Below are 24,959 nucleotides of genomic sequence, written 5' to 3'. Positions count from 1 at the left end.
GAAAATCCTGCCACCTGGAGTTCTTTTACGATACCTTTGTCACCGGGGAATGTCTGATGGGAATCTCAATCACTAACTCAGCTCCCTTTCCAGGTTCAGAGATACACTCTATCTTGCCGTGATGTTTATCCACTACAATTTGATAGCTGATTGATAATCCCAACCCTACACCTTGTCCCACTTCTTTAGTAGTGAAGAAGGGGTCAAATAGCCTTTGTTTAACACTGGCACTTATCCCTAGTCCATTATCTTTAATAGAGATAGCTACCCAATCAGAATTTACTACCTGAGTACTGATAATTATCCTACTCGGATGATTGTTGATTTCTGCCTTTGTTCGTTGTTGGTTGAAGTTGTCCAAAGACTCAATGCTATTAATCAAGATATTCATAAACACCTGATTTAATTGCCCTGCATAACATTCAACAAGAGGCAAGTCACCATAATTTTTGATAATTTCAATACCAGAATGCTTGGCTTTAGTTTGAAGACGACTTTGCAAAATTAGCAGAGTACTATCGATTCCCTCATGAATATTCACAGGTTTTATCCCAGACTCATCTAGCCGAGAGAAGTTACGCAATGTCAGCACAAGTTCGCGGATGCGCTGGGTACCAATTTTCATAGAAGACAGTGATTTAGGGATGTCTTCTATCATAAAATCGAGGTCAATATTTGCCAAAAATTCATCTATCTCTGGCGCTGTATTCGGATATATTTTTTGGTAAAGGTTGATTAACGTGAATAAATTCTGGGTGTACTCATTAATGTGAGTCAGGTTGCCGTGAATAAAGCTAATAGGGTTATTGATTTCGTGGGCTACACCTGCTACCATCTGTCCTATACTGGACATTTTTTCCGTTTGAATTAGTTGACTTTGTGTAAGTTTTAGCTCACGCAGTGTTTCTTGCAAACGCAGATTTTGTTCATTTAATTCCTGAGTTCTTTCTAGTACTTTCTCTTCTAAATTTCCATAAAGTCGCGCATTTTCGAGAGAGATAGCTGCTTGAGAAGATATGAGTTCTAAGATTTTTAGCCTCTCAGAAGTAAATGCCCCCACAATTAAAGTATTTTCCAAATAAAGAATACCGAGGAGTTTACCTTGATTCAGAATAGGAGTACATAATATAGATTTAGGTTGATATTGGATAATATAGGGATCGGCAGCGAAATTTGTCTCAGTTGTAGCATCGTTAATCAAGAGATATTCTCTCGTATGAGAGACATAATTAATAATACTTACTGGCAGATTTTGACTGTTGATAATTGGTGTAGATTGTAGTTCATGTTGTTGATGAGTTTGGGATTGAACTGCCAGGATCAAATTGCCCTCTTGCTCTAAAATCAATGAAGCTTTTTCTGCTCCTACATTCTCTAAAATCACTTGCATTAAGGTATGCAGTAATTTATCAACCTGAACTTCTGAAGAAATGGCTAGTGATGCTTTGGTAACAGTTTCTAAATCTAACATAGCTGAAATACCTGTACTGCTGGATTCAGCTATTAAGTTGGTAGTTATATCAGTTATATTACTCTGAGTAATGCTAATTGTTTTTTGATTGATGATAGTGGCAAGTAACTGAGGATAGGAATTTTCTAAATTTTCAACTTTCGCTTTAGCCCCCCAACTGGCATAACCGTAATAAGCTTCTATCAGGTAGGTTTGGGCAATTTTTGCCTTACCACAGGCAAGGTAAAACTTAGCAGCAAGTTCATTAGCTAGTGCTTCTTCTTGGATATATTCATTTTCTTTCGCTCCGAGAATTGCTTGGTCATAAAGCTCCATAGCCTGCCAATTATGACCTAAAACTCTGGCTTTCTCCGCTGCTACTAATTCATATTTATGTTTGTAGTTACATGGTGCATGTTCTGCCCAGATTTTCATTTTATTTTGATTTTGTGCTACTTGTTTGAGGTATTGCTTGCGTTCAGAGGGTGAGGCATGGTTGAACTGAGCGAGGAGTGCCAGAGAATGGTAATAGTTGTTTACAGAATAAATTAAGAAACCTGGATCACTTTCTTGATGTTGTTGTACAAATAGCGACATTTTTATCGCACCTTCAAAACATTGAAAGTGATAGTTTAGCAGACCTTTCAAAAAATAAATATAGTTTAATAGAGAAGCATTATTTTGAAGTATAGGCATCATTTCCAACTCATTAAATGCCTCACCCACTAAAGCAAATTTTTCCGATGATTTTCCTTGGCAATTTAAAATAGACTGTCTGATAGCACTGATAGTTAAAGCAATTGCGTCCATTTTTAAGCTTTGTGTCAGTTCAACGAAATTCAGCACTTTTCGCTCAAGTACTTCCAGATTTTCCCCACTTAAAAACAGGTGGATAGCTAAGTCTAAATTAGTATAGCTAGCATATTCTATGTCTCCGCTTTCTAAACCACTTTGTAGTCCCTCTACTAGCGGTATAATTGTTGTTTTAACAGGTTCTTTAAAGTGTCGGATCATGCTATTGAATACAAAAGAAACTTTACATTTGAGTGAATTAGCACTGATTTTGTCCAGCAATTCTAGTCCTAATAGTCCGAATTGATAGCCTTTTTCAATATCCTCAAATTTGTCACACAACATAGCACCATAAAAACTGTAGCCCATAGCAGCAACCTCCGAGTTGCCATGTTTTATCGAAAGCTTGACCATTGCCAAAATAGCTAGTGGAAAGTATAGAGAACCTGCTTGACTAGCAGTAGAAACCAAAGTTCCTAAGAATTGTATAGCGGCTAGTTTATAGGGGTCAGTCATGGTTGGCAAAGTAGCTAAATCCTCAATTCGTTTGCCAAATAACGTCATTTTTGTCTGTACTACTGCTGCAAAAATATGCAGCATTGTAGGTTTATTAGGCAGTGGATTTCCTAAGTTTTTGAGCGCTTGAACACCAATTTCTACAGCTTCTTGATGGCGATTTTGAGCAATATAAGCCTGGATTTGAATTTTATAAAGCCGCGCTTGATGTAAAATCGTCTTGGCTTGTTGCAAGGTGAGATTAGCTAACTCTTTGGACTTCTCAAAGTTAGCGTTTAAGTATTCGGCTTCCACTGTTTCCACATAAAGATCCAGTGTTAGATCATACGCATGTTGCCAACTATCTGCTGCTAGCAGTGCTAAACCCACATGCAAATATCTAATAGCCGCTTCGTAAGCTGTAGCTGATTTGGCTTTCTGACCTGCCATTAAATTGAGTTTAGCTAGTTCATATTTTTCTGACTGACTTGTAATTAAGTCAGTACCAATATTTAGCTGGTTTACCACTTCAAAAATATTTTCTTCTAATTCTGCTGGATTTGTATTTTTTAAGATAATTTGACCAATTTTTAGGTGAGTCGCTTTTATCTCAGTTGCTGGAATTAAAGCATAAGCTGCTTGCTGTACACGGTCATGGAGAAACTTATAATAAACTGTCAGATGCCTGTTGTCTTTTATCAAGTTTTCATCATTGTTCAGGGCTGACTCACCCTGAAAAAGTTTGTAAACTTCATTTGTTGGTAAAATTAGTCCTTCTTGCAATGCTTTCCACAAGTGGGATGCCGTTTTAGCTTGTGATTGTTCTGAGACTATAGATAAGGTATATAAATCAAATTGGTTACCAATACAAGCTGCTATTTTTAAAATATTCTGTGTAGTTTTTGGCAATTTTTGTAACTGAAGGCTTAGGAGCTTAACAACATCATTGTTCGGATATAAATCCTGAATTTCTGGAAGATTATATTGCCAGTAACCAGCTTCAAAATCAAAATTAATTAACCCATTTTCATACAATAATTTGAGTAATTGATTGGTAAAAAACGGGTTGCCTTTGGTTTTATTCAATACTAATTTAGTTAAAGGTATTGCTCTGGATTCTGAGCAACTGAGCGTATCTGCTATCAGATGATTGAGGTTAAGTTCATTCAGCGGGTTTAGGGTAATTTGGTTGACTGTGGCATGAACTTTACGGATATCATCTAAAACCATCATAAAAGGATGTCCGGGACTGACTTCGTTATCCCGGTATGCACCAATCAGCAGTAGGTATTGAGTATTTACCTCGCTCATTAATAATTGAATTAACTTCAAAGATGCTGAGTCTGCCCATTGTAAATCATCTAAGAAAATCACTAAGGGATGATCTTTTCTGGCTAACACTTGGATAAATTTGCCAAATATCAGATTAAACCTATTTTGAGAAGCAATCCCTGTAATTTCCGCAACTTCTGGTTGCTTGCCAATAATCTTTTCTAGTTCGGGTATCACATCAATTATCACCTTTCCTTGTTCTCCCAATGCTGATAAGATTTTATTTTTCCAATCCAGCAATTGGTCTGTACTTTCTGTTAGCAGTTGCCCCATGAGGCTACGGAAGGCTTGTACAAATGCGAAAAAGGGAATATCTCGCTGTAATTGGTCGTATTTACCAGAGATGAAATAACCTTTTTGGCGGACAATTGGTTTATGAACTTCGTTGACGACAGCAGTTTTGCCTATGCCAGAAAACCCGGCAATTAATATTAATTCTATCTGGCCACAACTAACGCGATCAAAGGCACTTAATAATGTGGCAACTTCACTTTGTCTGCCATAAAGTTTTTCGGGAATTAGGAAGCGATTACTTTGATCTCGTTGTGCTAATTCAAAAGCTTCAATTTTACCTTGACTTAACAAAGGTTGTTGGCAAATTTCCAAGTCATATCTAATGCCTCTAGCTGTTTGATATCGCTTCTCAGCCGTTTTTGCCATTAACTTGGTGATGATATCGGCAATAGCTTGGGGAAGTTTGGGATTAACTACCCTCGGATTTATGGGTTCTTTAGCAAGATGGCAATGTACCAACTCTAGAGGATTAGTACTATTAAAAGGTAATTGTCCTGTGAGTAACTCATAAAAGGTGACACCGAGGGAGTAAAAGTCGGTGCGGTAGTCAATTCCTCGATTCATTCTGCCCGTTTGTTCTGGCGACATATAGGCGAGTGTCCCTGACAAACTATTCGGATTTGTGATTTCGGTATTTTCTTTAGGTAAGAGTGAAGATATGCTAAAGTCTATTATTTTAACTTGCTTTGTTTCTGGATTAATAAGAATATTCTTGGGCTTGATATCTTTATGAATAATTTTATTATGATAGAGAAATTCTAGGGCATGAGTAATGGCAATAGCAATAACTAGAAAATCTTCTAGATTCAAAACCTGAGAGTTTGCATATTGACTTAGCGAGATGCCCCCAAAGTCTTCTAAAATTAATGCATAACTATTGCCATAAGGTTCTAGACTGTAGCATTTAATAATATTGGGATGGTCGATATTTTGGGCGATTGCATACTGATTTCTAAACAAAATCAGGTCATTAAATTTGGGATACTGTGTGCTGAGGATTTTGATAATTACTGGGGTCTGTGTCTTTTTTTGGTGAGCACGATAAACTGTAGTTCTAGCGCTAGCATGGATTGCTTCGATAATTCTATAACCCGGAAGTGCGATCGCAGAGACGGTAGTCTTAATCATACGGCTGCTTTGCTGGCTTTAATATAAGCTACACTACCAGGGTAATATTGCTAAATATAGTTACAGAAAATATAGAATCTCTAAGTAGATTCCCTGGGTATGGCGAAGAGACTGAAGGAATATCTTCTGTAGAGTTATCGGCTTTAATTGAGATATTTATGCAAATTGGCAGATAAATTTACATTACTTCAGATTTCAGCTTGAACAGCAAGGAGCCTCTCACCTACCCGCAAGGGAGGTGACGAGAGGAATTGCGAGACAAAAACGAAACGTCCCTTGACCCTTCGGGTTCGCCAGTCACCTGCGACGGGAAACCCGTCTTCAGTGCTGGACTCACCACATCAATCTGCTATTCCTTGACCGGGAGAGGGACAGTTGAGTTTTTGTCAATTTCTTTATTCGGCAGTCGGTCAATCCAGTCCTCAACTATCTGCGTCACGGTTTTGTCTTTGTTTGCTGCATACTGCCTTATTTTGTTTAATCTACGCTCGGACATCCTTACATTTAATCTAGTAGTTTTCATGATTTGTCTACCCATTGTTGTCACTTCTATGTTATCATGTCTATAACAGAAGGTGAGAAACAAGTGAGAACGGCATACCAATACAAGCTACGTCCAACAAAACAACAAGCGCAAGAAATAGACCGATGGTTGTCTATGTGTTGCGCTCAATATAACTATTTGCTGGCAGATAGATTTAATTGGTATGAGCAAAATCGTTGTCCCATAAATGCTTGTCCGCTTGTTTGCCATCTTCCAGAACTACGAGATAATCCCGAATACTTTGGACAAAAAAGAACACTACCTAAGTTAAAAGAGACGCATCCTCATTACAAAGATGTTTATTCCGACGTTTTGCAGGATGTTGTCAAACGAGTGAAAACAACTTTTGACCGATTCTTGAAGGGTGATAACAACGGAAAACGTAGCGGTAAACCAAGATTTAAACCTCGTAGTCGATACAGAACTTTCTTGTACCCAAGGATTAAGCCAGATTGTATTGCTAATAGTAGAATTTCTTTACCAAAATTAGGGCAAATCAAACTTATTTTGCATCGTCCTATTCCAGATGGTTTTAAAATCAAAACTGCTTCGGTTACTAAAAAAGCTGATGGTTACTATATAACTCTAAGCCTAGAAAATTCAACAGTTCCCGAAATTAAACCAGATATCAATTCTGGATTGATATCTGGAATTGATATGGGATTGAAAGAATTTTTGACTACTTCCGAAGGTGAAAGTGTTGCAATTCCCCAACATTACCGCAAAGCACAGAGACGATTACGGGTTATTCAAAAACGTGTATCTCGCAGAAAGAAAGGAAGTAATCGTAGACAAAAAGCAGTAAAACAACTAGGCAAACAACATAAAAAAGTTGCTGATAAACGCAAAGATTTCCACTTTAAAACAGCAAAACAGTTGCTGTCAAAACATGATGTTGTAGTTCACGAAGACCTCAATATCAAAGGACTTTCAAAATCCAGACTAGCTAAATCTATACTTGATGCTGGATGGTCAAGCTTCCTGTCGATACTATCAAACAAAGCCGAAAATGCTGGTTTGTTGGTAATTGCTGTGAATGCTTCTGGTACGAGTCAAGATTGCTCTAATTGTGGAGAGAAAGTACCTAAAAAGTTGCATGAAAGATGGCATGACTGCCCTAATTGTGGATGCAGTCTAGACCGTGACCATAACGCAGCGATAAATATAAAAAACAGAGCGGCGGGGCATCCCGTTCTTAAAGCCAAGAGTCTCCTAAGCAATAGCCGGATTGTCTTGGAAGCCTACACTGTACTCTTAGAGTCAGTGTAGGAATATGTCACTAACGTAACATCAGTACTTTATAGCGCCTGTTCTACAGGAGATTGCCGGATGGGAATCTTAATGACAAACTCTGCACCCTGCCCCGACGCGGACACACAGCGCAGTTGCCCGCGATGCTTATCGACGACGATTTGATAACAGATCGATAACCCTAACCCTGTACCTTTACCGACGGGTTTTGTGGTGAAGAAGGGATCAAATAGCTTTTGCTTGAGGTTTTCGGCAATGCCGATACCGTTGTCGGCAATTCGGATATTGACGCAATTGTCTGCTAGAACTTGAGTTTGAATCCGGATTGACAGCGTGTTTTGCACTCTTCTCTGTTTCTGCTCAAATTTATGTGCTTCTAACTCCCGTAAGGCATCAATCGCGTTACTCAGAATATTCATGAATACTTGATTTAGTTGGCCTGCGTAGCACTCGACAAGCGGGAGGGAACTATACTCTTTAATCACTTGGATGGCTGTATGGTTACCAACAGCTTTCAGCCGATGATTCAGGATTAGTAGCGTGTTGTCGATGCCTTCATGGATATCTACAGGCTTCATCTCTGCCTCATGCAATCGGGAGAAGTTCCGCATTGACAGGACAATCTGGCGGATGCGTTCAGTTCCTACTCGCATGGAAGAAAGTAGATTCAAAAGGTCTTCACGGATAAAATCTAGTTCTATTTTGTGGATGAAATTTTGGATTTGCCCTGATGGTTGAGGATATTCTTGCTGATAAAGGTCTACTAGATGTAATAAGTCTCCTGTGTACTGTTTTGCATAGTGAAGGTTGCTAAAAATGAAGCTGACGGGGTTGTTGACTTCATGGGCAATACCTGCGACCATTTGCCCTAAACTGGACATTTTTTCTGCCTGAATCAGTTGAGACTGGGTATGCTGAAGTTCCCGCAAGGCGGCTTGTAGCTGCTGATGCTCTGTTCTGAGTTGTGTTTCTGATTGTCTTAAAGATTTTTCGGCAAAAAGCCGATCGCTAATTTCTCGTTTGAGTGCAAAATTTACATCTGAGAGTTCAGCGGTTCGTTGCTCAACTTTTTGTTCTAACTGGGATGCTAGATCACAGAGTGCCTTTTCTGCCCGGAGGCGATCGCAAATTTCACTCTCCAGCGCCAATTTTGTGGCTTCTAAGCGGGCAGGACTGGGCAAGGCCAGGGCTACAGGTAATAGTGCCAGCACCATAAATGCGATCGCTATTCCCACTATCACTGTCAAAATCTTCAGGAACTCGGAAATCCAGGTGTTGGGATACCATATCTGCCAAGTCTGGATCACATAAGCGGTACCACAGATACTCAAAAACACCCCAAACACTAGAAACATCCAATGAAACGGTACATCCCGCCCTTTGTAGATGGCATAAACTAGCACAGGTGGTAGCAAAAAATAGGCAATGACGATCAGGTTTGGTAGGTTGTCCAAAATCATGACTGGGACTTTTCCAGTAAGGAATAACCTTCAGCTTATAATTGACAAAGATTATCATAAACTGCCCAATCTGCCAAGCTTACAAGTCCCAAATACAAAAGAACAGGCGATAAATTGATGGATTTTAGCTCTGCCTTACCAACCTTTGTGATCACTTTGCGGGAAGGAGTTGAAGCTGCCTTAGTGGTGGGAATTGTCTTGGCTTACCTGAAAAAAGCTCACCAGAGACGTTTGCAGTCTTGGGTCTACGGCGGAATCATCGCTGGTATTCTTGCAAGTGGTTTAGTAGGAATAATTTTTAGTTGGGTAATTCAAAGCTTGAGTACCACCAATCAGCAATATGCGCCTGTGATTGAGCCACTGATGGAAGGAGTGTTTAATCTGATGGCGATCGCACTTTTGAGTTGGATGCTGATCTGGATGACTCAGAACTCTCAGCGAATGAAACAGGAGTTGGAAGGAGCGCTCGGATCTGCCTTAAAACAAGAAAGTGGGGCTGGCTGGGGGATTTTTGCTCTCGTGTTCTTTGCTGTATTGCGGGAGGGATTTGAAACGGTGTTGTTCATCGCCGGCAACTTCAACCAAGGTTTGGCTCCTACCTTAGGTGCGATCGCCGGGATTATAACTGCCACCTGCATTGGTGTACTTATCTTTAAATGGGGTGTCAGGCTAAATATTCGCCGTTTTTTCACTGTTATGGGAGTGCTGCTACTTTTGATTATTGCTGGACTGGTAGTAACAGCGCTTGCCAGGTTTGATGCCGCAGCGATCGCCTTAGGGTATACTGATCGCAATTCAGAAGCAGTCTGTTTCTACTATCAACGTTTTGCTAAACCACTAGATCGGAATTGTATCTTGGGTCCGATGATTTGGAACACTAGCAAAGTCTTACCAGCAGAAGGTTTTCCTGGCATATTCCTCAATGCTTTGTTTGGCTATACCGACAGGCTCTATTTAGTGCAAGCAATCAGCTATTGTGTATTTTTAACTACAGTTGGGGGCATTTATTTCCAGGGTATTAAGGCGAAAAACTAATTTTAATTGTTCTAAAAGTTCAGTGCTAATCGGTGATGTTGCCAGAATTGGATGCTTAATTCCTCCCCAGATACTCCCAGTGCAGACACGATGGGAAACTAACAATTCAGAAATTTGATTAGAGATTAAAACCTGCGGTGGTGCAAGTTGACCGAGCGATCGCGCGATCTTGTAGTGATAAGATTGTGATAAAGCCTGATCTAGTTGTTGGGCAATGGTTTCTGGGGTTTCTTTTGCCCAATCTAGTAAGAGAATGTAGTGCGGGGGATTGGCAACAGGCACCAAGCTTTTAAAATTGGTTCCTTGCAAGTTAATGCTATTCAAAGCCTGATGTACAAAGGTTTCTTGCAACTTTTCGCCCACTAAATCGCTGATAACTTGATGTCGTCCCAGAAACTCTAAACAAGGGGTTTGGTGATAGTAATGAGTGACGCGGATGCGATCGCCAATTCGATAACGATACAAACCTCCCTTCTGGGACAAAATAATCGTGTATGTCTGTCCAATATTGAGTTCGTGTAACCCATACAGAAAACCAGCATCATTCTCAAACTCAAAAAAAACTTCATCGAGAACCGGAACATAACCCTGCGCGGCAATCAACGGAATTGTCATCGGGGCTTCAGTTGCCAGTAATCCTTTACCCTGAACGAACACACCCGGAAATTGCGATCTCAATCCCTTAGCCTGATCCGCTGCATTGGCACTATCCCAGCAAGAAATCAGCTTCAAGTTTGGCCATAGTTGCATCCAGGGAATATTGCTTTGGCTCAAGAGTTGGAGACGATAATCTGACATCCGGTTGTGTAATTCGGCTCGCAATAACTCCTGATTTTCCTGAATGTATTTTAGGTGTACTTGCAGAAAACTAGGACTCCAAATAGAAATAATTTCCAGTTTCTCAGTTTGCAATAATGCCAAAGAAAGCCGATGTTTAAACAGGTGCGCGTCGTGCAAATCCTCAAGTCCATCTGGCATCACCAACCAGAAACGCAACAACCAACGCAACCAACCATCTAGGTAATCGAGATCGTTCTGTAAACATGAGGCATCAGCTACATTTAATTGAGGCGAGATACAGGCGTAAAGCTTGCCAGTAGAGAATTTAGGCCCATGTAAAATTAAATCATGGGCCCATACACAAAACATCTGATTAAACGATCGCCGCAAAGACTGAGTGTAGGGAATGAATTTCGCTCCCCCACTGCTTCCAGAGGTTTTTTCATAAAACAAAATCGGTTCGGGAGTCAGGGCAATTTGCTGCTGTTTGTGGGGATTTACAATCCACTGGGACAGTGCGTCGTAATCAACAATCGGGACGCGCTGCCAATCTGCAAGAGAATGAATCCCCAAAGCTTTGCCGTATTCACTCTTGATGAGGCGATCGCAAATATCCCGTTGCACAGATGTCTGCATTAACTCTGGGTTATCCAAAGCTTGATGAAATCGCTTTGCTGTTGGTGCGAGGATTTGCCCAAAAAGCTGAATAATCGGACGCATTATTGCACCTGCTGGTTAGGATAAAGGTTTGTGGCAACTGATAAATAACTGCCATCGCTAATGACTACACCGGGAGCAAGATGAGATCCGGCTCCCACAAAGACATTGTTGCCAATCTTGACTTTTTTGACATACAACATTAAGTCCTGCTTCCGGGGTTTGATAATATGGGAATAGATGCCGACACGATGTCCGACAACGACGCGATCGCCAATTGAGAGCAAACCGCGATCGGCAATCTCCAATCCTGGTGTCCAGTAAACATTTCGCCCCACTCTAGCACCCCACAACCGCAACCAACAGGAAAATGCCCCCGGAATCAGCCGCAGCACTGCCTCCAACGCTGGAATTGCAATATAAATTGCCTGAATTTGATGACTACCCCACCAAGGAATATAATCTTTACCACCGAGATAACTAACACCCTCCCGCACAGGATACACCCATTGATGTAAGCGATAAACTAGCACCGGCAACCCATAAATAGAAACCAACACAGCTAAAATGCTAAAGATGCTTGGTGAATAAGCAAAGTAGACTAATGCTGTCCCAGTTAATAGCAATATCATGGTTGGAAAAAATAAAAGAATCGTACTTAAAACTGTCATGAAAATGGAAAGAAGATTTTTTGTTTCCAGGTTAATGAGATGGGAATTCCTATCGTAGATGGTAAATCTGGGCTTTCGTAATAAGTTCCATGTAACTTGTCCCAAATTTTTAGATTAGCACCATAATTAGCATGGGGAAAATCACGGCAATGATGCCAGGCATGATCTTGCGGTAAGATTAACCAGAGAGACAGAAATCCATATAGCCAGCTATTTTCAGAAATCATCAAGCGGCTATGTCGCCATAAATCTAGTGCAGAAGTTAAACTGACTCCAAGTAAATAACCTGTCGGATCAGCTAATAGATATAAAAACAACGTGTGTATCCATAGATAAACAATTAGCAAACTCGTCCAAACTGTGTTGCGAGAGGTTCCTAATACATCCATCTGAGTAACAGTATGATGTACTTGATGCAGTTGCCAAAAGGATTTACTATGCAATAACCGATGATTCCAATAATACAAGTAATCCACTACAACAAAACTCAGAATAAAAGTCAAAATTGGTGATAATTTTAAATATCCCTGTTGATTGGGTAATAAATATTGGTAAAGCCAATAAACTAAAGTAGCTTGTAGTAAGGGAATAAAAATTCCTTGAATCGTTAATCCTACACCATCTAGTAGCCAATCTTCACGACTTTTTGCTTTGAGTTGAGTTCGACTAAATTTATCGCTAATTGTCCAAGTAATTAAGCTTAAAAAAGTTACAAAAATTAGAAGCTGTGCGAAGTTTTGCATATTTAATTTCTGATGGTGGGAAAAGAATGTAGAGACGTTTCATGAAGCGCCTCTACAAGAGTTGATGGAAACTGCTGTAATTTTTACCAGATGTCTATTTAGAAGATTACGGTTGAATCCTCAGTGTTAACTGCACTCTACTCGTGAGGGACTGGGAAGGTAGCCAAGCTAAAAGCGATCGCCTAATTGATTTAATTACCGTCTCTTCCTTCACAGAAGAAGCTTGCTCATCTAGCACCAACTGTCTTACCCGTCCCTGAATAACCTGGAACTCAAACACCAAATCACCACCGAAACCAGTAGGTAGTTGAATTAATTGCAAGTATTGAGTCAGCAGAGTCATCACCTGCTGATCCAATCCCGTCACGCTCAAAACCTGTAGACGAGGGACAGAAGATTCTTCTTTCCGTAAGCCTGTTAACTCTTCCAACTCAGCATCTATTTCATCAGACATTAGCAAATTTAGAACTTGACTGCGATCGCCATAACTAACCGTTTCTTCAGAAACTGATAACAACTCTTCAAGTTCACTAAACTCATCAACATCTACAAATCCGATTTCTGGCTCTGATGCTGGAATACTGCGTTCCATCACCAATTCTTGCATTTCTTCAAACCGTGGCTTCGGTTGTGCTGGAGCAGGTGCAGACATCGGGAATGGTGGGGGTGCAGATTGTTTCTTCGCTTGCGGACTTAACATTTGCTGGTTTAACATCGCACCCCCAGGAGCAGCCTGAGCAAAAGCAACATTCCCAAAAATGCCCTCATGGCTGATACCTTCAGGCATTTCCACCGGCACTTGCACAGATACAGAATCCTGGCTGGGATTGACTCTGACATCATCACTGACGGCAACAAAGGCGGTATATTGCGATAACAGTTGATAAGTGAGAGCCGTATCCGTCACAGCTGCCACACCTGACTTTGTATCACCACTCACCATTTGATTCATCAAATCTTTGATGCGGGAACGTCCCCAAAGTTGGGCAATAGCCGGGTTACCTCTTTCCTGAAAGTCCAGGTTAAAACTGTGTTGATAGCGCCTACCACCCGCAGCAATGCCAGTGATGTGCAACTTTCCAGAATGCCTGTCTGGCTTACGTCCAAATAGCACTAAGGGCTGCTCGGCAAACAAATCTGGTGGTGTAGAGGGATACATGATTGGGGATTCGCCATCACCTTCCCATTGCAATTGAATATTAGCAAAAACTGGATTATTGATTTGGCGGAAAAATTTTTCTACCACCTCATCTACAGGTTCATCGTGGCGAATAATCCGAGCAATACCCCGTCCTAATTCCGCAATGCGATTGAGCAAGAAACGATTCACCGAACTACCTGCACCAAAGCTATGAAGGCGGGTTCCTGGCTGGAGACGCTGTTTAACTTCTGCTAAAATTTGGTTTTCGTTACCGATATAGCCATCAGTCAGCAGCACAATACTCCGCAAGCGTCCCGAATTTGTGACAGGAAAGTTTAATACAGTGCGAATACCGCCTAACATTTCCGTCCCACCACCTGCATTTAACCGATTGATATAATTGATTGCTAATGCGCGATTTTGGGAAGTGTTGGGGAGGGGAACCGGTGAAAGTTGCTGTGTGGTATCGGCAAAATCAATAATGCTGAAGGTGTCTTGGGGATTGAGTCCATTGATAAAACGGCGCATCAATTCCTGACATTGCATCAATGGTGCGCCACCCTGAGAACCGGATGTATCAATGAGAAAGACCACATCTTTAGGGACAACCTGTTCTGGGCGGTACTGGAGGGCGGGAATCAGGTACAGGGCGAAATGTCCACCCCGTTCATCGGCTTGGGTAAGGGTGGTTGTTTGGAGATTATTACTAGCGACTTGGTAGCGTAAAATCAAGTCTTTGTTGGGTATTGTGTGTCCACCTCCTAGTTTTACCTGCACTAGCTGTTCTTCACGGATGATTTGGATTTGGTGAGAGGGTGAGCTAATATCCTGAATTTCAACTCCGGCATTAATTTCAAGGGTTACATTAATATCATGGCGCGATCGCATCCCGGCTGGGAGAATGGGACTATTCAAGCGGGAAGCATCTGGGACTAAATCAGTATCTTGATTTAAAGTCATGGGTGCAATGGCTGAACCACCCCCAACTGCATTATCCTCAATGGTAATCCCTGGAATGTAACGGGGGCCAACAACCATCGGGAAGACAAATTCGTAATTCCCACCCTCAAATTTTAGGCTGTCACTGTAGCGAATGATGACATCAATTTGCTCACCTGGTTTGATGTTTGCTAGGGATTGGGTGAAGATGTTGTCTCGTTCTTGTTCGAGGAGTCCGGCTGTGCGTCCTTGCTTTCTGGCTTGTTCATAGATAGCTAAAGCTTCTTGGCGTTTTTTGATGCTGCCTTGAATTGTGCGATCGCCAATCCGAATCAGCATATCATCAACTGCGGCTTCATCGGGTAAGGGGAAGATATAAACGGCTTCTAGGGTTGTCGTAAAGGGATTTTCAAAGCTTTGGGTAACTTCTACCCGTGAGATGTTACCAGCGATTTTGGCTTTTACTTCCGTGTGTTTGAGGGGAAAAGCGATCTGTTGGTTGGAGTTTTGCAGATATAAGCCACTGGGTTGCTGTTCTAGAGTTTGAGTCATCGTCTTTACCTGGCGCTTTTGTTTGCTGTCTCTAGCGTAGGCGTGTTTTTCTGGGAGATATGCTCAGTTTTGTGCTCAGTTATTGGCTCAGTGGGAAATACTACTGTTCACTAGAAGATATACTGAAATAGTGTTGGCTATAGTTCACTGCTTAGTCTAGATAAGAGGTTATATGTCTGAAGACGCTCTCATAGAAGAAATAGACGAGTTAGAAGCAGATGAAAATTCTGTAGCAACTGAAACTCTCAAGGAGCAGTTATTACAGCGTTGCAAGGATGCTCAAATTGAAACTAAAGTGAGAGAGGATTTATTAGATGGTGAAAAAGTTCTATCGATTGGTATTCCAAATGGTAGGGAAAAACGTTGGGTTAATTGCTATAGAAAAGAAAAAATAGAACTATTACTAAATAGTGAATTTGAAAAATATGTTTTTATTGGAGATTATCATGCAATCTGTTCTTACTCTGACGGAATCATAGAATCAATGATTCGTGGGATTGGTTTGCTTAACCCTTCTCTATCAAATCGCCTATTAAATATCCAATATTCTCCTTTGTTAGGTACAGATTTATCAGAAGACGAAAATGGTAACGTTGAGTTAGTTCCTGATGACGATAATTTATCTGTAAGAATTATTATTGGCTCACCCTCAAGGGAAATGATGGTAATTTCGCGAGGATATTTTGAGCGATATAATTCAATGAGTTTAAAAGTTACAGGTTTAAATGTAAAACAACATGATCAGGCACTTTTGCTTTTAAATAAAATTTCAAATTCTTTGTTTTTCCAGATTGATATTCAAGAAGGTATCCCATTAACTCTCTTAAAATTTAGACGAATGAATAGAGTAAGAAGGAAACGTAGTAAAGAAGAAAGTACATTTATTCAATTTCCTAAAACAGAATTTGATGAAGCTCCAATATCCTTATATTGGTACGCAAGAGGTGCTATTGGAATGCCTCTACTACAGTTTTTAGCTTATTATCAAGTAATTGAATATTATTTCCCTATTTATTCACAAGAAGAGGTTAGGAAAAAGATTAGAGCCATTCTAAAAGACCCAACTTTTCGTGCTGATAAGGATACAGACATTGGTCGTATTTTATCTAGCACTAGTGGTCAGAGTAGGGGATATGGCAATGAAATTACTCAACTTAGAGCAACATTAAATGCGTGCATTAATCCTACTGAGCTTAAAGAATTTATTACAGATACAGAAGATAGAAAAAACTTTTTTTCTTCCAAACAAAAGGGGCTTACTGAGCGAAAAATTCCATTGTCTGATAAAGATGCAGATATTCGTAATCATGTTGCCGACCTTATTTATGATATCCGGTGTAAAATAGTTCACACAAAGGGTGAAGGACATGAAGGAGAAGTGGATTTTTTACTTCCTTTCTCAAAGGAAGTAGAGCTTTTATTTCATGATATTGAATTAATCCAGTACATTTCTCGTTCTGTTCTAATAGCAGCAAGCGTTCCTTTGCAAATTTAAACTTGCTAAGTTAAGCAGGTGGGCAGAAAAAAATATAAGATAGACCTAACCCCCAACCCCTTCCCTACGAGGGAAGGGGAGTATGATTAAAGCCTCTCCCCTTGCAGGGGAGAAGTCTGGAGAGAGGTTTTTTATTTAATTTAGCGCATCTACTTAGCATTTTCTTATTGCATTCCTATCCTAATTCTGAAGAAAGGAGTTGAAAGATGAACGCTCATAAGATAGAACTTGTGTTAACTGAAGATGGAACACTGACGCTACAGGGTTTACCCTTTCATGCAGGGGATGCTGTGGAAGTGATTATTCTGGAAGCTAAAATTTCAGATAACCAAGTAGCACTTAAACCCCAATCAGAGACAAATCCTTATCCTTTGCACGACACACAGCCATACCGTTATGAAAATCCAACAGAACCTGTAGCGTTGGAAGATTGGGAAGTTTTGCAATGATTGTACTTGATACTCATATCTGGGTTTGGTGGGTTCAGAACGATTCGCGACTGACCCAAAAACAGCAACAATGGCTACGAGATTACGAATCTGACGGTTTAGGTATCAGCATTCTCTCTTGCTGGGAAGTAGCGAAATTGGTAGAAAAAAACCGACTGATTTTGCCTGTAGATATTGATAAATGGCTAGAAATTGCTTTATCTTATCCGGGAGTACAACTATTAAATTTGTCCTTGCCGATTATAGTTGATTCAACTCAATTAAATGGATTTCATAGCGACCCATTTGATCAAATGATTGTGGCTACTGCCAGGTTTTATAATTGTCTTTTGTTAACTGCCGATGCGAAAATACTTAATTATCCTGATGTGCAAACGCTAAAGTAGTTAAATGTAAGACTATAAGCTTTCCATGATTTATACTTTGTGCTTTTCATCAAACTGGGAAAATTGAAACAACATTTTGGTCAATAACATGAATTTGAAGTACATCAAAGAAAAATTATTCCCAGTCATTAAAGTAGTATCTATAGTGGGGATAACAAGTGCTATTTGCTTGGAAATATGGGATATTCAATCATTAACAACAAACAATCACCTACCTAGTATCTTAAATCCAGTTTTGATAATTGCTCGCTTGGCGCTGGCGGCTCATTTTGTTGAAGGAGTAATTGCGGCTTGTTATGCACCTGCTAAAAATCAGAAGCCAATCAAATATGGAGTTTATACTTTTTTCGTCGGTCTATTTGGTTTGTTAGAATTGTTTGACAATCATTCCCAGATCCCCGACTTATCTAAGCAGTCGGAATCTGAGCCATAGATGTTATGTCAAACTCGCTGAAGGCATCTGATTCAGGACTAGCAATTGTAGACAAATCCCGTCAACGTCTGGGTTGGACTAAAACCAGCACGGCTCGTTGGTGGCAAGATGCCCACACCTCTAGAGCTACTTTACGCCGATTTTGGCAGGGTGAACGCATTCAGCGAGAAATCTTCATCGCTATCTGTCAAGCTGTTGGGATTGGAAACTGGGAAGAAATCGCACAATCACCTGATGCAGACTTAGGATTTATTGCAGACATCCCCACACCTCAGCTAGACTGGAATGAAGCGCCCGATGTCGAAAGCTTCTATGGACGCAATCAGGAATTAGCACAGTTAGAGGAATGGATCACCAGCCAAAACTGTAAATTAGTCACCATTAACGGTATCGCTGGTATTGGCAAAACCTCCCTAGCACTGGCTTTAGTAGACCGGATGCAGTCAAAATTTGATTGCTTGATTTGGAAATCTCTGCAAACTTCTCCATCCCTCATTTCTCTGCTGAATAGTTTGATAAATTCCTTTGACCAAACCGTTGTGCAAAATATTCAACAAGGTACGGCACAACTCATACAGCAGTTACAAAAACGTCGCTGTCTGTTGGTATTGGATGGGCTAGAGGCTATTTTGTCACAACCAGACAACTTAAGCTATAGTCAATTTATTCAACAATTAAGTCGGGAAAAACATCAAAGTTGCATTCTCGTCACTAGCCGGGAACAACCAAACAGCATTGAAATTAACACAAAAACAGTTTGCTGTTTAAATCTCAAGGGTTTACAAAAATCAGCAGCTGTAGAACTATGGCAATCGAGGGGATTTACAGGTAAAGAACTGGGATTATCGGCTTTAATTCAACTTTATCGCGGTAATCCCTTGGCGCTGAAACTGGTAACGCCATTGATTCAGTCTGTATTTGGGGGGAATATTGCGGCATTTCTGAATCAGCATACTCTAGTTGTAGGCGATCGCTTGCGTGTGCTCCTACAACAGCAATTTGAGCAACTTTCTGGCTTAGAGCAAGATATTCTCTACTGGTTGGCAATTTGGCAAGAACCTGTCTCATTCTCTCGATTGCAAACCCATTTGCTGATATCCGTTGACCCAGCTATGGTTTTAGAGGGCATTATGGCCTTAGAAAGGCGATCGCTTTTAGAAAAATGGATCAGCGATTATGAACCCTCATTCACGTTGCAACCCCTGGTTATGAAAGTGGTGACAGATGAATTAGTTGAAAACACTGCTGAAGAAATTCATCAAGTTGTGCAGAATAATGATCTTCGTCATTTTCAGATATTGCGAACCCATTGGTTGCTACGACCGGGTACTGACGATATTGCAGGCGATCGCATTCTAACTCAACTTTGGAAAAAGCTCTGGCGCTTTTATGGTGCAACTCTGCCACAAATCCTGAATCAGATTTTGTTGTTGTTAAAGGGTCAATCTCCTTTAGCAATGGGTTACATCGGCAGCAATTTAGCGATCCTCTCAGGAATAGACTTGGTATGACCTCTATCTGGACTCTTTGGGGTTTTGAAAGACTTTTGGGTATTAAACCCAAAATGTGACTTTAACTGACTGATTTGGCAATAATCGCGGATCTTCTCCACGAGAGATTGCGGCTCTAATTGATTCTACAAATAGATGAATAGTGTCAGCAGGTGTATGAGAAAATTGTGTCCCGTATTTAGCGATCGCATCACCCTGAATCTTCAGAATCTCAATGTCTTGCTGGATAATGTGTTGAGCCGTCCACCACACTAACGGACGTGCTAATTTGTTCCAAATACCGTAGTTATAAGTGACATCGGTATAAACCAGGGTTGAGTTATCGGTTTCGGGGATGGATTGACTGGTAATGAACAAGTGACGATTTTGTGCCATTTTATATTCCACAGAGGTAATATTTGGCAGATAAAAGCGATCGCAATGTTGAATCTCAAAACCTGGGGAATTGAGAAACCGGGTATACCATCCTAGATTACTGGTTTCGTTGTGATACTCCACCAAAACCGCACCATTACAACGTTCTACCGTCATTTCTAACTTTTGTTGGTGAGAGGTACGGAAAACACCAGGATGAACAAAAGCCGTATGGGGAATATCAATAAAGTTCTCTGCACAATTGGTAACGTTATTCGCAAAACGGTTAATTACTCGCACCGTCTCCCATCCTCGTTCTTGATAGTGAGGCATTGCAAAAGGTTCTAAGTCAACACTTGGGGTTTCAGCTAACCGCACATATACATAACCATCCTGTTCTCTGGTTGGGTAATGCTTTGCTTGACGTTGTTGGGAAGGTTTAAAGGAATCTCCTTCAGAAGGAACAGCAATAACGGTACCATTGCGATCGTATATCCAACCATGATAAGGGCATTGTAAAGCGCCGTCGCAGACTTTACCTGCTGATAGACGGCTACTGCGGTGCAAACAGCGATCGCGCAACGCTACAGCTTGTCCATCCTCACCCCGAAAGATCGCTAACCATTCTCCTAATAGCGATCGCGCCAGTACCTTGTTAGGTTGTAGGTGGTCGCTCAGCGCAACAATATACCAAAAATCTGCAAACTGCATAGTAGATATAGTGGTTCTCTATGGATTAGGGATTTCCAAATAATAAATTACTCCATAAAAATCAAGAGTCAAGAATTAATCGGTAAGGATACTGCATAAATCACGATTGTCTTACCGATAAATCAATCAGCATGCCGGTTCTTTGCCATTCAGGAAACAACACCCAGAATTTGAGAAAAAGACCGAATTAGCTATAAAGTTGATAGACCTCACTCTCAACGCCTGGATATCAAACAGAGATAGTGATTGTAGATGCTAGCTAACAATACATCCTTTCTATATCTTTTCGATTTTTTGACTGGCTGACCCTGAATCGTGACACACTTGCTGCGAATATCGCTAGTTTGGGCTTCATTTGGGCGTAATTTTAGTCTAAGTCCCAGAAATATGGCAATTTCAGTATCTAAAGAGTATTCCTACAAAATCGCTCCTATGATTGATCAAGTGGTTAACGAGTTTTGTCACTGGCCTCTCGGTCATGGTATGGTTCACAGGGTGGAGTCAGAATTTTCTTGGATAAAAGCCAAAGAGTCTGCGGATCAAGTTGTATTTCAAAACATGGGGAAATACCTGAGTGATATTGAAATAAAAGTACTTCAGGGTTCCTGGGACGGGAAAACTTATGATGAACTAGCCAAAATTTACGGCTATAGTGCTGAGTATCTTAATAAAGATGTTGGCAACAAATTATGGAACAAGCTTTCAGAGGCATTAAGAGAAAAGGTTAGTAAGAAGAATTTTAAGGAAGCGCTTCTGAGAGCATGGGAGGAACAACAGAATACATCTGCTAGCACCAATGCACCATTACCAGCATCCCCATCTGTGACAGAGTTACCATTTCCAGAGGGGTCAGTAGCTCTGGATTCTCATTTCTATATAGAGCATTCCGGCATCGAGTCTTTCTGCTACGAGACTATTTTGAAGCCAGGTTCCCTAATTCGGATTAAAGCTCCAAAGCTCATGGGCAAAACCTCATTAATGACCAGGATTCTCGCTCATGCTGCTAACCAAAATTGTCAAACAGTGTATTTGGATTTGAGCAATGTAGATCGAGCAATTTTAACGAATTTGGATAAATTTCTCCGCTGGCTCTGTCTGATGGTTGGTCGGCAGTTAAGGTTAAAAAACAAATTAAATGATTATTGGGATACTGATATTTTGGGCAGCAATGATAACTGCACAGTCTACTTTGAGGAGTATTTATTGGCAGAAATAGACTGTCCACTGGTCTTAGGGTTGGATGAAGTGGATCGGGTTTTTCCCTATACCGAAGTGATTGAAGACTTTTTGGGGATGCTGCGAAGCTGGCATGAGAAGGGGAAGATTTCTGAGACCTGGAAACAACTGCGGCTGGTGATGGCACACTCTACCGAAGTTTATATCCCGTTGGACATCAATCAATCTCCGTTCAACGCCGGGGTACCAGTGGAGTTACTGGAGTTTGATGTTAAGCAGATACAAGATTTAGTTCGCCTTCATGGACTGAATTTTCAGGATACCCAGTTAGAGGAATTAATCAAGATGGTAGGGGGACATCCTTATCTACTGCGGTTGGCAATATATGATGTTAGCTCTCTTAAGGTGACGCTGAAGCAACTATTGCAAGAGGCTCCCACAGAAGCGGGAATTTATAGCAATCATTTGCGGCGACACTTAGAAACGTTGCAAAAATCTCCAGAACTGGCTTTGGCGTTAAAAAAGGTTGTTACGTCACCGGAGCCGATTGAATTAGATTCCATGCAGATTTATAAGTTGCACAGTATGGGACTGGTGCGGCGTCAAAATAATTATGTTGTACCCCGCTGCAATTTGTATAAAGAGTATTTTTCCAGGGTTTTAAGTTGAAGATCAAGTCGAGATATTTCCAAGAACTAAGAGGATGTTTTAAAAGTATTGGGCGAATATAATTCGCTACCACACAAGCAAAGTCCGCCTGCGCGGACTCAGTTTAATAAAAAAATAATTGTCGAATGGCACTAAGAGGATGTTTGAAAAGTTTTAGGCGAATATAATTCGCTACTATACAAACAAAGTCCGCCTGCGCGGAAAGACTGAAAAATCAAGGGTTTCAAACCCACGGAGGTGGGTTTTGTCTGTGTAGCCGCGAATTATATTCGCCCATTTAAGTAATAAATTAGACTTTTCAAACAACCTCTAAGATGCCATAGGCTAAGGCATAGTGAATTATTGATGTTGCAGTACTTTCTGCGATAATACACCCTAGGTTTGGACAAAATTGTCAGAATTTCAAAAACCCAATTTATCGTTGTTAATAGCTTGAAGCTGCTGCCAATTTACTCTGGAAGCACCATACAAAACAAAGTTATTTAATAACCCATAGGCACTACCGCAGTTATAACCTTTTTCTTTGGTATTAACTTGATCAGCTACGACACATTTCTTATCTGCTAGCTGATTAACAGCGACGAAGATATCTACTCCATCTGGAAGAGAGGCTTTGTAAGTTTGTAACTTTTCTTGATCGAACGCATCCAGAATGCTTCCTTTTGCATCTCGTGGCGGTAGTGACCACTCTTTTGGATTATTGCTACCTCCTAACTGAATGGCTTCAGCATAAGCCCCATCATAGGCTCCGTTATGTGTTGCGTATCGATTCCATGTGTTATTACGCTCTTCCCCAACAAAGGGGTTAGAAGTATAACCAGCTAGCCAATATTGCGACATAAATTTTAGAAAAGCTTTTGGTTCTACAGCAAGAGAACCTGTACCTGGACTTATACCTGAGCCTGCATAAGGAAAAGGTACTTGTTTCAAATTCCACGACCAATTAATTAAGCCAGTTTTTTTATTTTGCCAACTAGTAAAATCGCAGACTTTTCCTGTCCATACGCAGTGGGGGCGCTTAGTATCCCATGTAGTTCCATAGTATGATTTCCCATTCCAATCGCGTTTTTTTGGTTCGCGATCACCAGGCAAATTTGGTACTAATGAAGTAATAAAAACTCCTTCTGTAGCTGTAGTTTGTACATTTAGCTGAGTTTGAAAAAATATGTCCAAAGCAGAACCTTTATGCGTTTCTGGCTTACCTACTTCAGCACCATACCTTTTAGATCCCATCAGCCGTTCCAAAATAATAGTAGGAAAAGCCGGACTAGTATTGGAGTAGCTATATTTTGTGCCTGGAGAATAGCGCAGACAACGCCCTGCCATTACCAACATATACTCTGATAATGTGGGGTCAGAAATAAAGTAGCTTTGATTTAAGCTTAGTTGATTTTTAGCAGAATTAACGTTTTGATTTCCCCATTCTTGTCTGACTATCTTTTCTTGATTTTCAAAATCTGCTTTCGTTTTTAAGTTGCGAATAACTGGTATGTTAGGAACTATCTCGTCCTCAAAAGATGGGGCGCTGCGTTGCAATCCAGCACGATGAGATAAAAAATTACCTAGTGTAACAGATTGCCACTGTTTATCAGCGTAGCCTGATTTTAAATCAGCACAGAGCGTTTCTTTTTCCTTGTCACCACCATATTTAAAGCTATCTTTTATCGCTACAGGATATTTGACTTTACCCGAAAAGACTTCATACAAATTCTTGGGAATAATTGCGACAGGATAAGATTTATTTGTTCCAGGAATTAAGGGCGGATAATGTTGTGGATCAAATAATTTCAACCCTTCAATTTGCTCATCAGTTAATTCCAGACCACCTTCATCTTTGGCAACCTTTTTTAATGCCCAACGTACCATTGCAAAGGTCGCGGTTTTGCTAATACTACCAACCCGCATAGGTGTATTTGGCTGTACTTGATAAGCCAGAGGAGCTTTCAGATCATCTCCACAAGCTGGGTTCCAATTATCTGTTGGTCTGCCATTCATTCGACCTAGACCCCAAATCCCTACGGGTTTACCTTTAACAGCAACACCCAGTACTGCTGCACCGACACAACGATGGTGCATAAATTCAGTCAGAGATTGCAAAATTGGGTCAAGTTGAGGAGCACCAGAACCTGTGATGGGAATGTTGTTTGGATCTTGAAAATTAGGCTGTGAAAATGCAGGCGCTGAAGGTAGAAATGAACTGGTTGTAATTAAGCTTAAAGCAAATAGGGAGCGGATAGGTGAGTTAGCTTTACGCATTGAACGAGTTAAGAACTTATGCTGTACCATAAATTTGAGACCTACAAAATTTTTGTATATCAGTTAGTACGTAGGAATGAATGGAAATATGCAGTAGGAATAAATCAGTAAAAAAGACAAAGCGATCGCTCTTAGTTCTTTGTAGACTGAGAGAGCGATCGCGCAAACCTATAGTGATAGTGCTGGACGCGATCTGCGCTTGGCAGCAGCGCTTCGCTATCGCGTAGCGTGTCGTAGGCATTAGCTAGAAATGAT

Annotated in this window: 18 protein-coding genes and 1 pseudogene; 9 read left to right on the top strand and 10 right to left on the bottom strand. The window is 40.7% G+C overall.

The annotated features are described in order from the left end of the window. Positions 1-25 precede the first annotated feature (25 nt). Together CYLST_RS09575 and CYLST_RS36530 are read right to left on the bottom strand one after the other, a co-directional pair. The gene (locus CYLST_RS09575) at positions 26-5,491 is read right to left on the bottom strand and encodes a trifunctional serine/threonine-protein kinase/ATP-binding protein/sensor histidine kinase (protein WP_015207515.1); all 5,466 of its coding nucleotides are present in this window, start codon (positions 5,489-5,491) and stop codon (positions 26-28) included. A gap of 349 nt (positions 5,492-5,840) precedes the next feature. After that, positions 5,841-6,014, bottom strand: coding sequence for a DUF6364 family protein (locus tag CYLST_RS36530; RefSeq protein ID WP_342663876.1), 174 nt, complete (start codon positions 6,012-6,014; stop codon positions 5,841-5,843). A gap of 63 nt (positions 6,015-6,077) precedes the next feature. Here CYLST_RS36530 and CYLST_RS09565 point away from each other — a divergent pair, with 63 nt between their 5' ends. Continuing rightward, on the top strand, positions 6,078-7,304 hold the full coding sequence (locus tag CYLST_RS09565) for an RNA-guided endonuclease InsQ/TnpB family protein (RefSeq protein WP_041233550.1): 1,227 nt from the start codon (positions 6,078-6,080) through the stop codon (positions 7,302-7,304). Between the two features lie 29 nt (positions 7,305-7,333). Here CYLST_RS09565 and CYLST_RS09560 read toward each other — a convergent pair whose 3' ends face one another. Beyond that, positions 7,334-8,746 (bottom strand): sensor histidine kinase, encoded by a 1,413-nt coding sequence (locus CYLST_RS09560; RefSeq protein ID WP_015207513.1) that lies wholly within the window; start codon positions 8,744-8,746, stop codon positions 7,334-7,336. A gap of 117 nt (positions 8,747-8,863) precedes the next feature. Here CYLST_RS09560 and CYLST_RS09555 point away from each other — a divergent pair, with 117 nt between their 5' ends. Then, positions 8,864-9,781 carry an FTR1 family iron permease gene (locus tag CYLST_RS09555; protein WP_015207512.1) on the top strand — a complete coding sequence of 306 codons (918 nt, stop codon included), beginning with the start codon at positions 8,864-8,866 and terminating at the stop codon, positions 9,779-9,781. On the opposite strand, the gene CYLST_RS09550 is transcribed toward CYLST_RS09555, so the two are convergent. The 4 genes from CYLST_RS09550 to CYLST_RS09535 all read right to left on the bottom strand — a co-directional run bounded on the left by CYLST_RS09550 (position 9,731) and on the right by CYLST_RS09535 (position 15,264). After that, positions 9,731-11,281 (bottom strand): GH3 family acyl-acid amido synthetase, encoded by a 1,551-nt coding sequence (locus tag CYLST_RS09550; protein ID WP_015207511.1) that lies wholly within the window; start codon positions 11,279-11,281, stop codon positions 9,731-9,733. The genes CYLST_RS09555 and CYLST_RS09550 overlap by 51 nt on opposite strands. Continuing rightward, a complete protein-coding gene (locus tag CYLST_RS09545; protein WP_015207510.1) occupies positions 11,281-11,889 on the bottom strand; it encodes a DapH/DapD/GlmU-related protein in 609 nt (202 codons plus the stop codon). The genes CYLST_RS09550 and CYLST_RS09545 overlap by 1 nt, the downstream gene beginning before the upstream one ends. After that, the gene (locus tag CYLST_RS09540) at positions 11,886-12,632 is read right to left on the bottom strand and encodes a sterol desaturase family protein (RefSeq protein WP_015207509.1); all 747 of its coding nucleotides are present in this window, start codon (positions 12,630-12,632) and stop codon (positions 11,886-11,888) included. The genes CYLST_RS09545 and CYLST_RS09540 overlap by 4 nt, the downstream gene beginning before the upstream one ends. Positions 12,633-12,738: 106 nt before the next feature. Continuing rightward, positions 12,739-15,264, bottom strand: a complete 2,526-nt coding sequence (locus tag CYLST_RS09535; protein ID WP_015207508.1) for a VIT domain-containing protein — start codon at positions 15,262-15,264, stop codon at positions 12,739-12,741. A gap of 172 nt (positions 15,265-15,436) precedes the next feature. Here CYLST_RS09535 and CYLST_RS09530 point away from each other — a divergent pair, with 172 nt between their 5' ends. The 5 genes from CYLST_RS09530 to CYLST_RS09510 all read left to right on the top strand — a co-directional run bounded on the left by CYLST_RS09530 (position 15,437) and on the right by CYLST_RS09510 (position 19,538). Next, on the top strand, positions 15,437-16,759 hold the full coding sequence (locus tag CYLST_RS09530) for a hypothetical protein (protein ID WP_015207507.1): 1,323 nt from the start codon (positions 15,437-15,439) through the stop codon (positions 16,757-16,759). A 206-nt stretch (positions 16,760-16,965) separates the two neighbouring features. Further along, entirely contained in the window at positions 16,966-17,208 is a 243-nt protein-coding gene (locus CYLST_RS09525) for a hypothetical protein (protein WP_015207506.1), read from the top strand. Next, positions 17,205-17,594: a type II toxin-antitoxin system VapC family toxin gene (locus CYLST_RS09520; RefSeq protein WP_015207505.1), complete on the top strand. Its 390-nt coding sequence runs from the start codon at positions 17,205-17,207 to the stop codon at positions 17,592-17,594. Before CYLST_RS09525 ends, CYLST_RS09520 begins: the two co-directional genes overlap by 4 nt. A gap of 88 nt (positions 17,595-17,682) precedes the next feature. Next, positions 17,683-18,027: a hypothetical protein gene (locus tag CYLST_RS09515; protein ID WP_015207504.1), complete on the top strand. Its 345-nt coding sequence runs from the start codon at positions 17,683-17,685 to the stop codon at positions 18,025-18,027. Positions 18,028-18,032: 5 nt separating this feature from the next. Further along, on the top strand, positions 18,033-19,538 hold the full coding sequence (locus CYLST_RS09510; protein WP_015207503.1) for an NB-ARC domain-containing protein: 1,506 nt from the start codon (positions 18,033-18,035) through the stop codon (positions 19,536-19,538). Between the two features lie 42 nt (positions 19,539-19,580). On the opposite strand, the gene CYLST_RS09505 is transcribed toward CYLST_RS09510, so the two are convergent. Further along, entirely contained in the window at positions 19,581-20,603 is a 1,023-nt protein-coding gene (locus CYLST_RS09505; protein ID WP_015207502.1) for an aromatic ring-hydroxylating dioxygenase subunit alpha, read from the bottom strand. 127 nt (positions 20,604-20,730) lie between these two features. Here CYLST_RS09505 and CYLST_RS36760 point away from each other — a divergent pair. Together CYLST_RS36760 and CYLST_RS09500 are read left to right on the top strand one after the other, a co-directional pair. Beyond that, positions 20,731-20,860: pseudogene (locus CYLST_RS36760) on the top strand (IS701 family transposase); the annotation flags it as partial. Between the two features lie 226 nt (positions 20,861-21,086). Further along, positions 21,087-22,448: an AAA-like domain-containing protein gene (locus tag CYLST_RS09500; protein WP_041233548.1), complete on the top strand. Its 1,362-nt coding sequence runs from the start codon at positions 21,087-21,089 to the stop codon at positions 22,446-22,448. A 402-nt stretch (positions 22,449-22,850) separates the two neighbouring features. On the opposite strand, the gene CYLST_RS09495 is transcribed toward CYLST_RS09500, so the two are convergent. Both CYLST_RS09495 and CYLST_RS35150 read right to left on the bottom strand, forming a co-directional pair. Then, complete coding sequence (locus CYLST_RS09495; protein ID WP_015207500.1) at positions 22,851-24,734, bottom strand: serine hydrolase; 1,884 nt, start codon at positions 24,732-24,734, stop codon at positions 22,851-22,853. Further along, on the bottom strand, positions 24,721-24,945 hold the full coding sequence (locus CYLST_RS35150; RefSeq protein ID WP_172642153.1) for a hypothetical protein: 225 nt from the start codon (positions 24,943-24,945) through the stop codon (positions 24,721-24,723). Before CYLST_RS35150 ends, CYLST_RS09495 begins: the two co-directional genes overlap by 14 nt. Between the last annotated feature and the right edge of the window lie 14 nt (positions 24,946-24,959).

The organism is Cylindrospermum stagnale PCC 7417 (genome assembly GCF_000317535.1).
GTDB classification, from domain to species: Bacteria; Cyanobacteriota; Cyanobacteriia; order Cyanobacteriales; family Nostocaceae; genus Cylindrospermum; species Cylindrospermum stagnale.
This window is presented reverse-complemented; position numbering and strand designations above follow the sequence as displayed.

Excerpts from the sequence above, each read along its gene's own strand:
- CYLST_RS09515 (WP_015207504.1), top strand. The coding sequence starts at position 17,683 with ATGAATTTGAAGTACATCAAAGAAAAATTATTCCCAGTCATTAAAGTA.
- CYLST_RS09520 (WP_015207505.1), top strand. The coding sequence starts at position 17,205 with ATGATTGTACTTGATACTCATATCTGGGTTTGGTGGGTTCAGAACGAT.
- CYLST_RS09545 (WP_015207510.1), bottom strand. The coding sequence starts at position 11,889 with ATGACAGTTTTAAGTACGATTCTTTTATTTTTTCCAACCATGATATTG.
- CYLST_RS09550 (WP_015207511.1), bottom strand. The coding sequence starts at position 11,281 with ATGCGTCCGATTATTCAGCTTTTTGGGCAAATCCTCGCACCAACAGCA.
- CYLST_RS36530 (WP_342663876.1), bottom strand. The coding sequence starts at position 6,014 with ATGAAAACTACTAGATTAAATGTAAGGATGTCCGAGCGTAGATTAAAC.
- CYLST_RS09495 (WP_015207500.1), bottom strand. The coding sequence starts at position 24,734 with ATGGTACAGCATAAGTTCTTAACTCGTTCAATGCGTAAAGCTAACTCA.
- CYLST_RS09525 (WP_015207506.1), top strand. The coding sequence starts at position 16,966 with ATGAACGCTCATAAGATAGAACTTGTGTTAACTGAAGATGGAACACTG.
- CYLST_RS09535 (WP_015207508.1), bottom strand. The coding sequence starts at position 15,264 with ATGACTCAAACTCTAGAACAGCAACCCAGTGGCTTATATCTGCAAAAC.
- CYLST_RS09540 (WP_015207509.1), bottom strand. The coding sequence starts at position 12,632 with ATGCAAAACTTCGCACAGCTTCTAATTTTTGTAACTTTTTTAAGCTTA.
- CYLST_RS09530 (WP_015207507.1), top strand. The coding sequence starts at position 15,437 with ATGTCTGAAGACGCTCTCATAGAAGAAATAGACGAGTTAGAAGCAGAT.
- CYLST_RS09505 (WP_015207502.1), bottom strand. The coding sequence starts at position 20,603 with ATGCAGTTTGCAGATTTTTGGTATATTGTTGCGCTGAGCGACCACCTA.
- CYLST_RS35150 (WP_172642153.1), bottom strand. The coding sequence starts at position 24,945 with ATGCCTACGACACGCTACGCGATAGCGAAGCGCTGCTGCCAAGCGCAG.
- CYLST_RS09575 (WP_015207515.1), bottom strand. The coding sequence starts at position 5,491 with ATGATTAAGACTACCGTCTCTGCGATCGCACTTCCGGGTTATAGAATT.
- CYLST_RS09510 (WP_015207503.1), top strand. The coding sequence starts at position 18,033 with ATGTCAAACTCGCTGAAGGCATCTGATTCAGGACTAGCAATTGTAGAC.
- CYLST_RS09555 (WP_015207512.1), top strand. The coding sequence starts at position 8,864 with ATGGATTTTAGCTCTGCCTTACCAACCTTTGTGATCACTTTGCGGGAA.
- CYLST_RS09560 (WP_015207513.1), bottom strand. The coding sequence starts at position 8,746 with ATGATTTTGGACAACCTACCAAACCTGATCGTCATTGCCTATTTTTTG.
- CYLST_RS09500 (WP_041233548.1), top strand. The coding sequence starts at position 21,087 with ATGGTTCACAGGGTGGAGTCAGAATTTTCTTGGATAAAAGCCAAAGAG.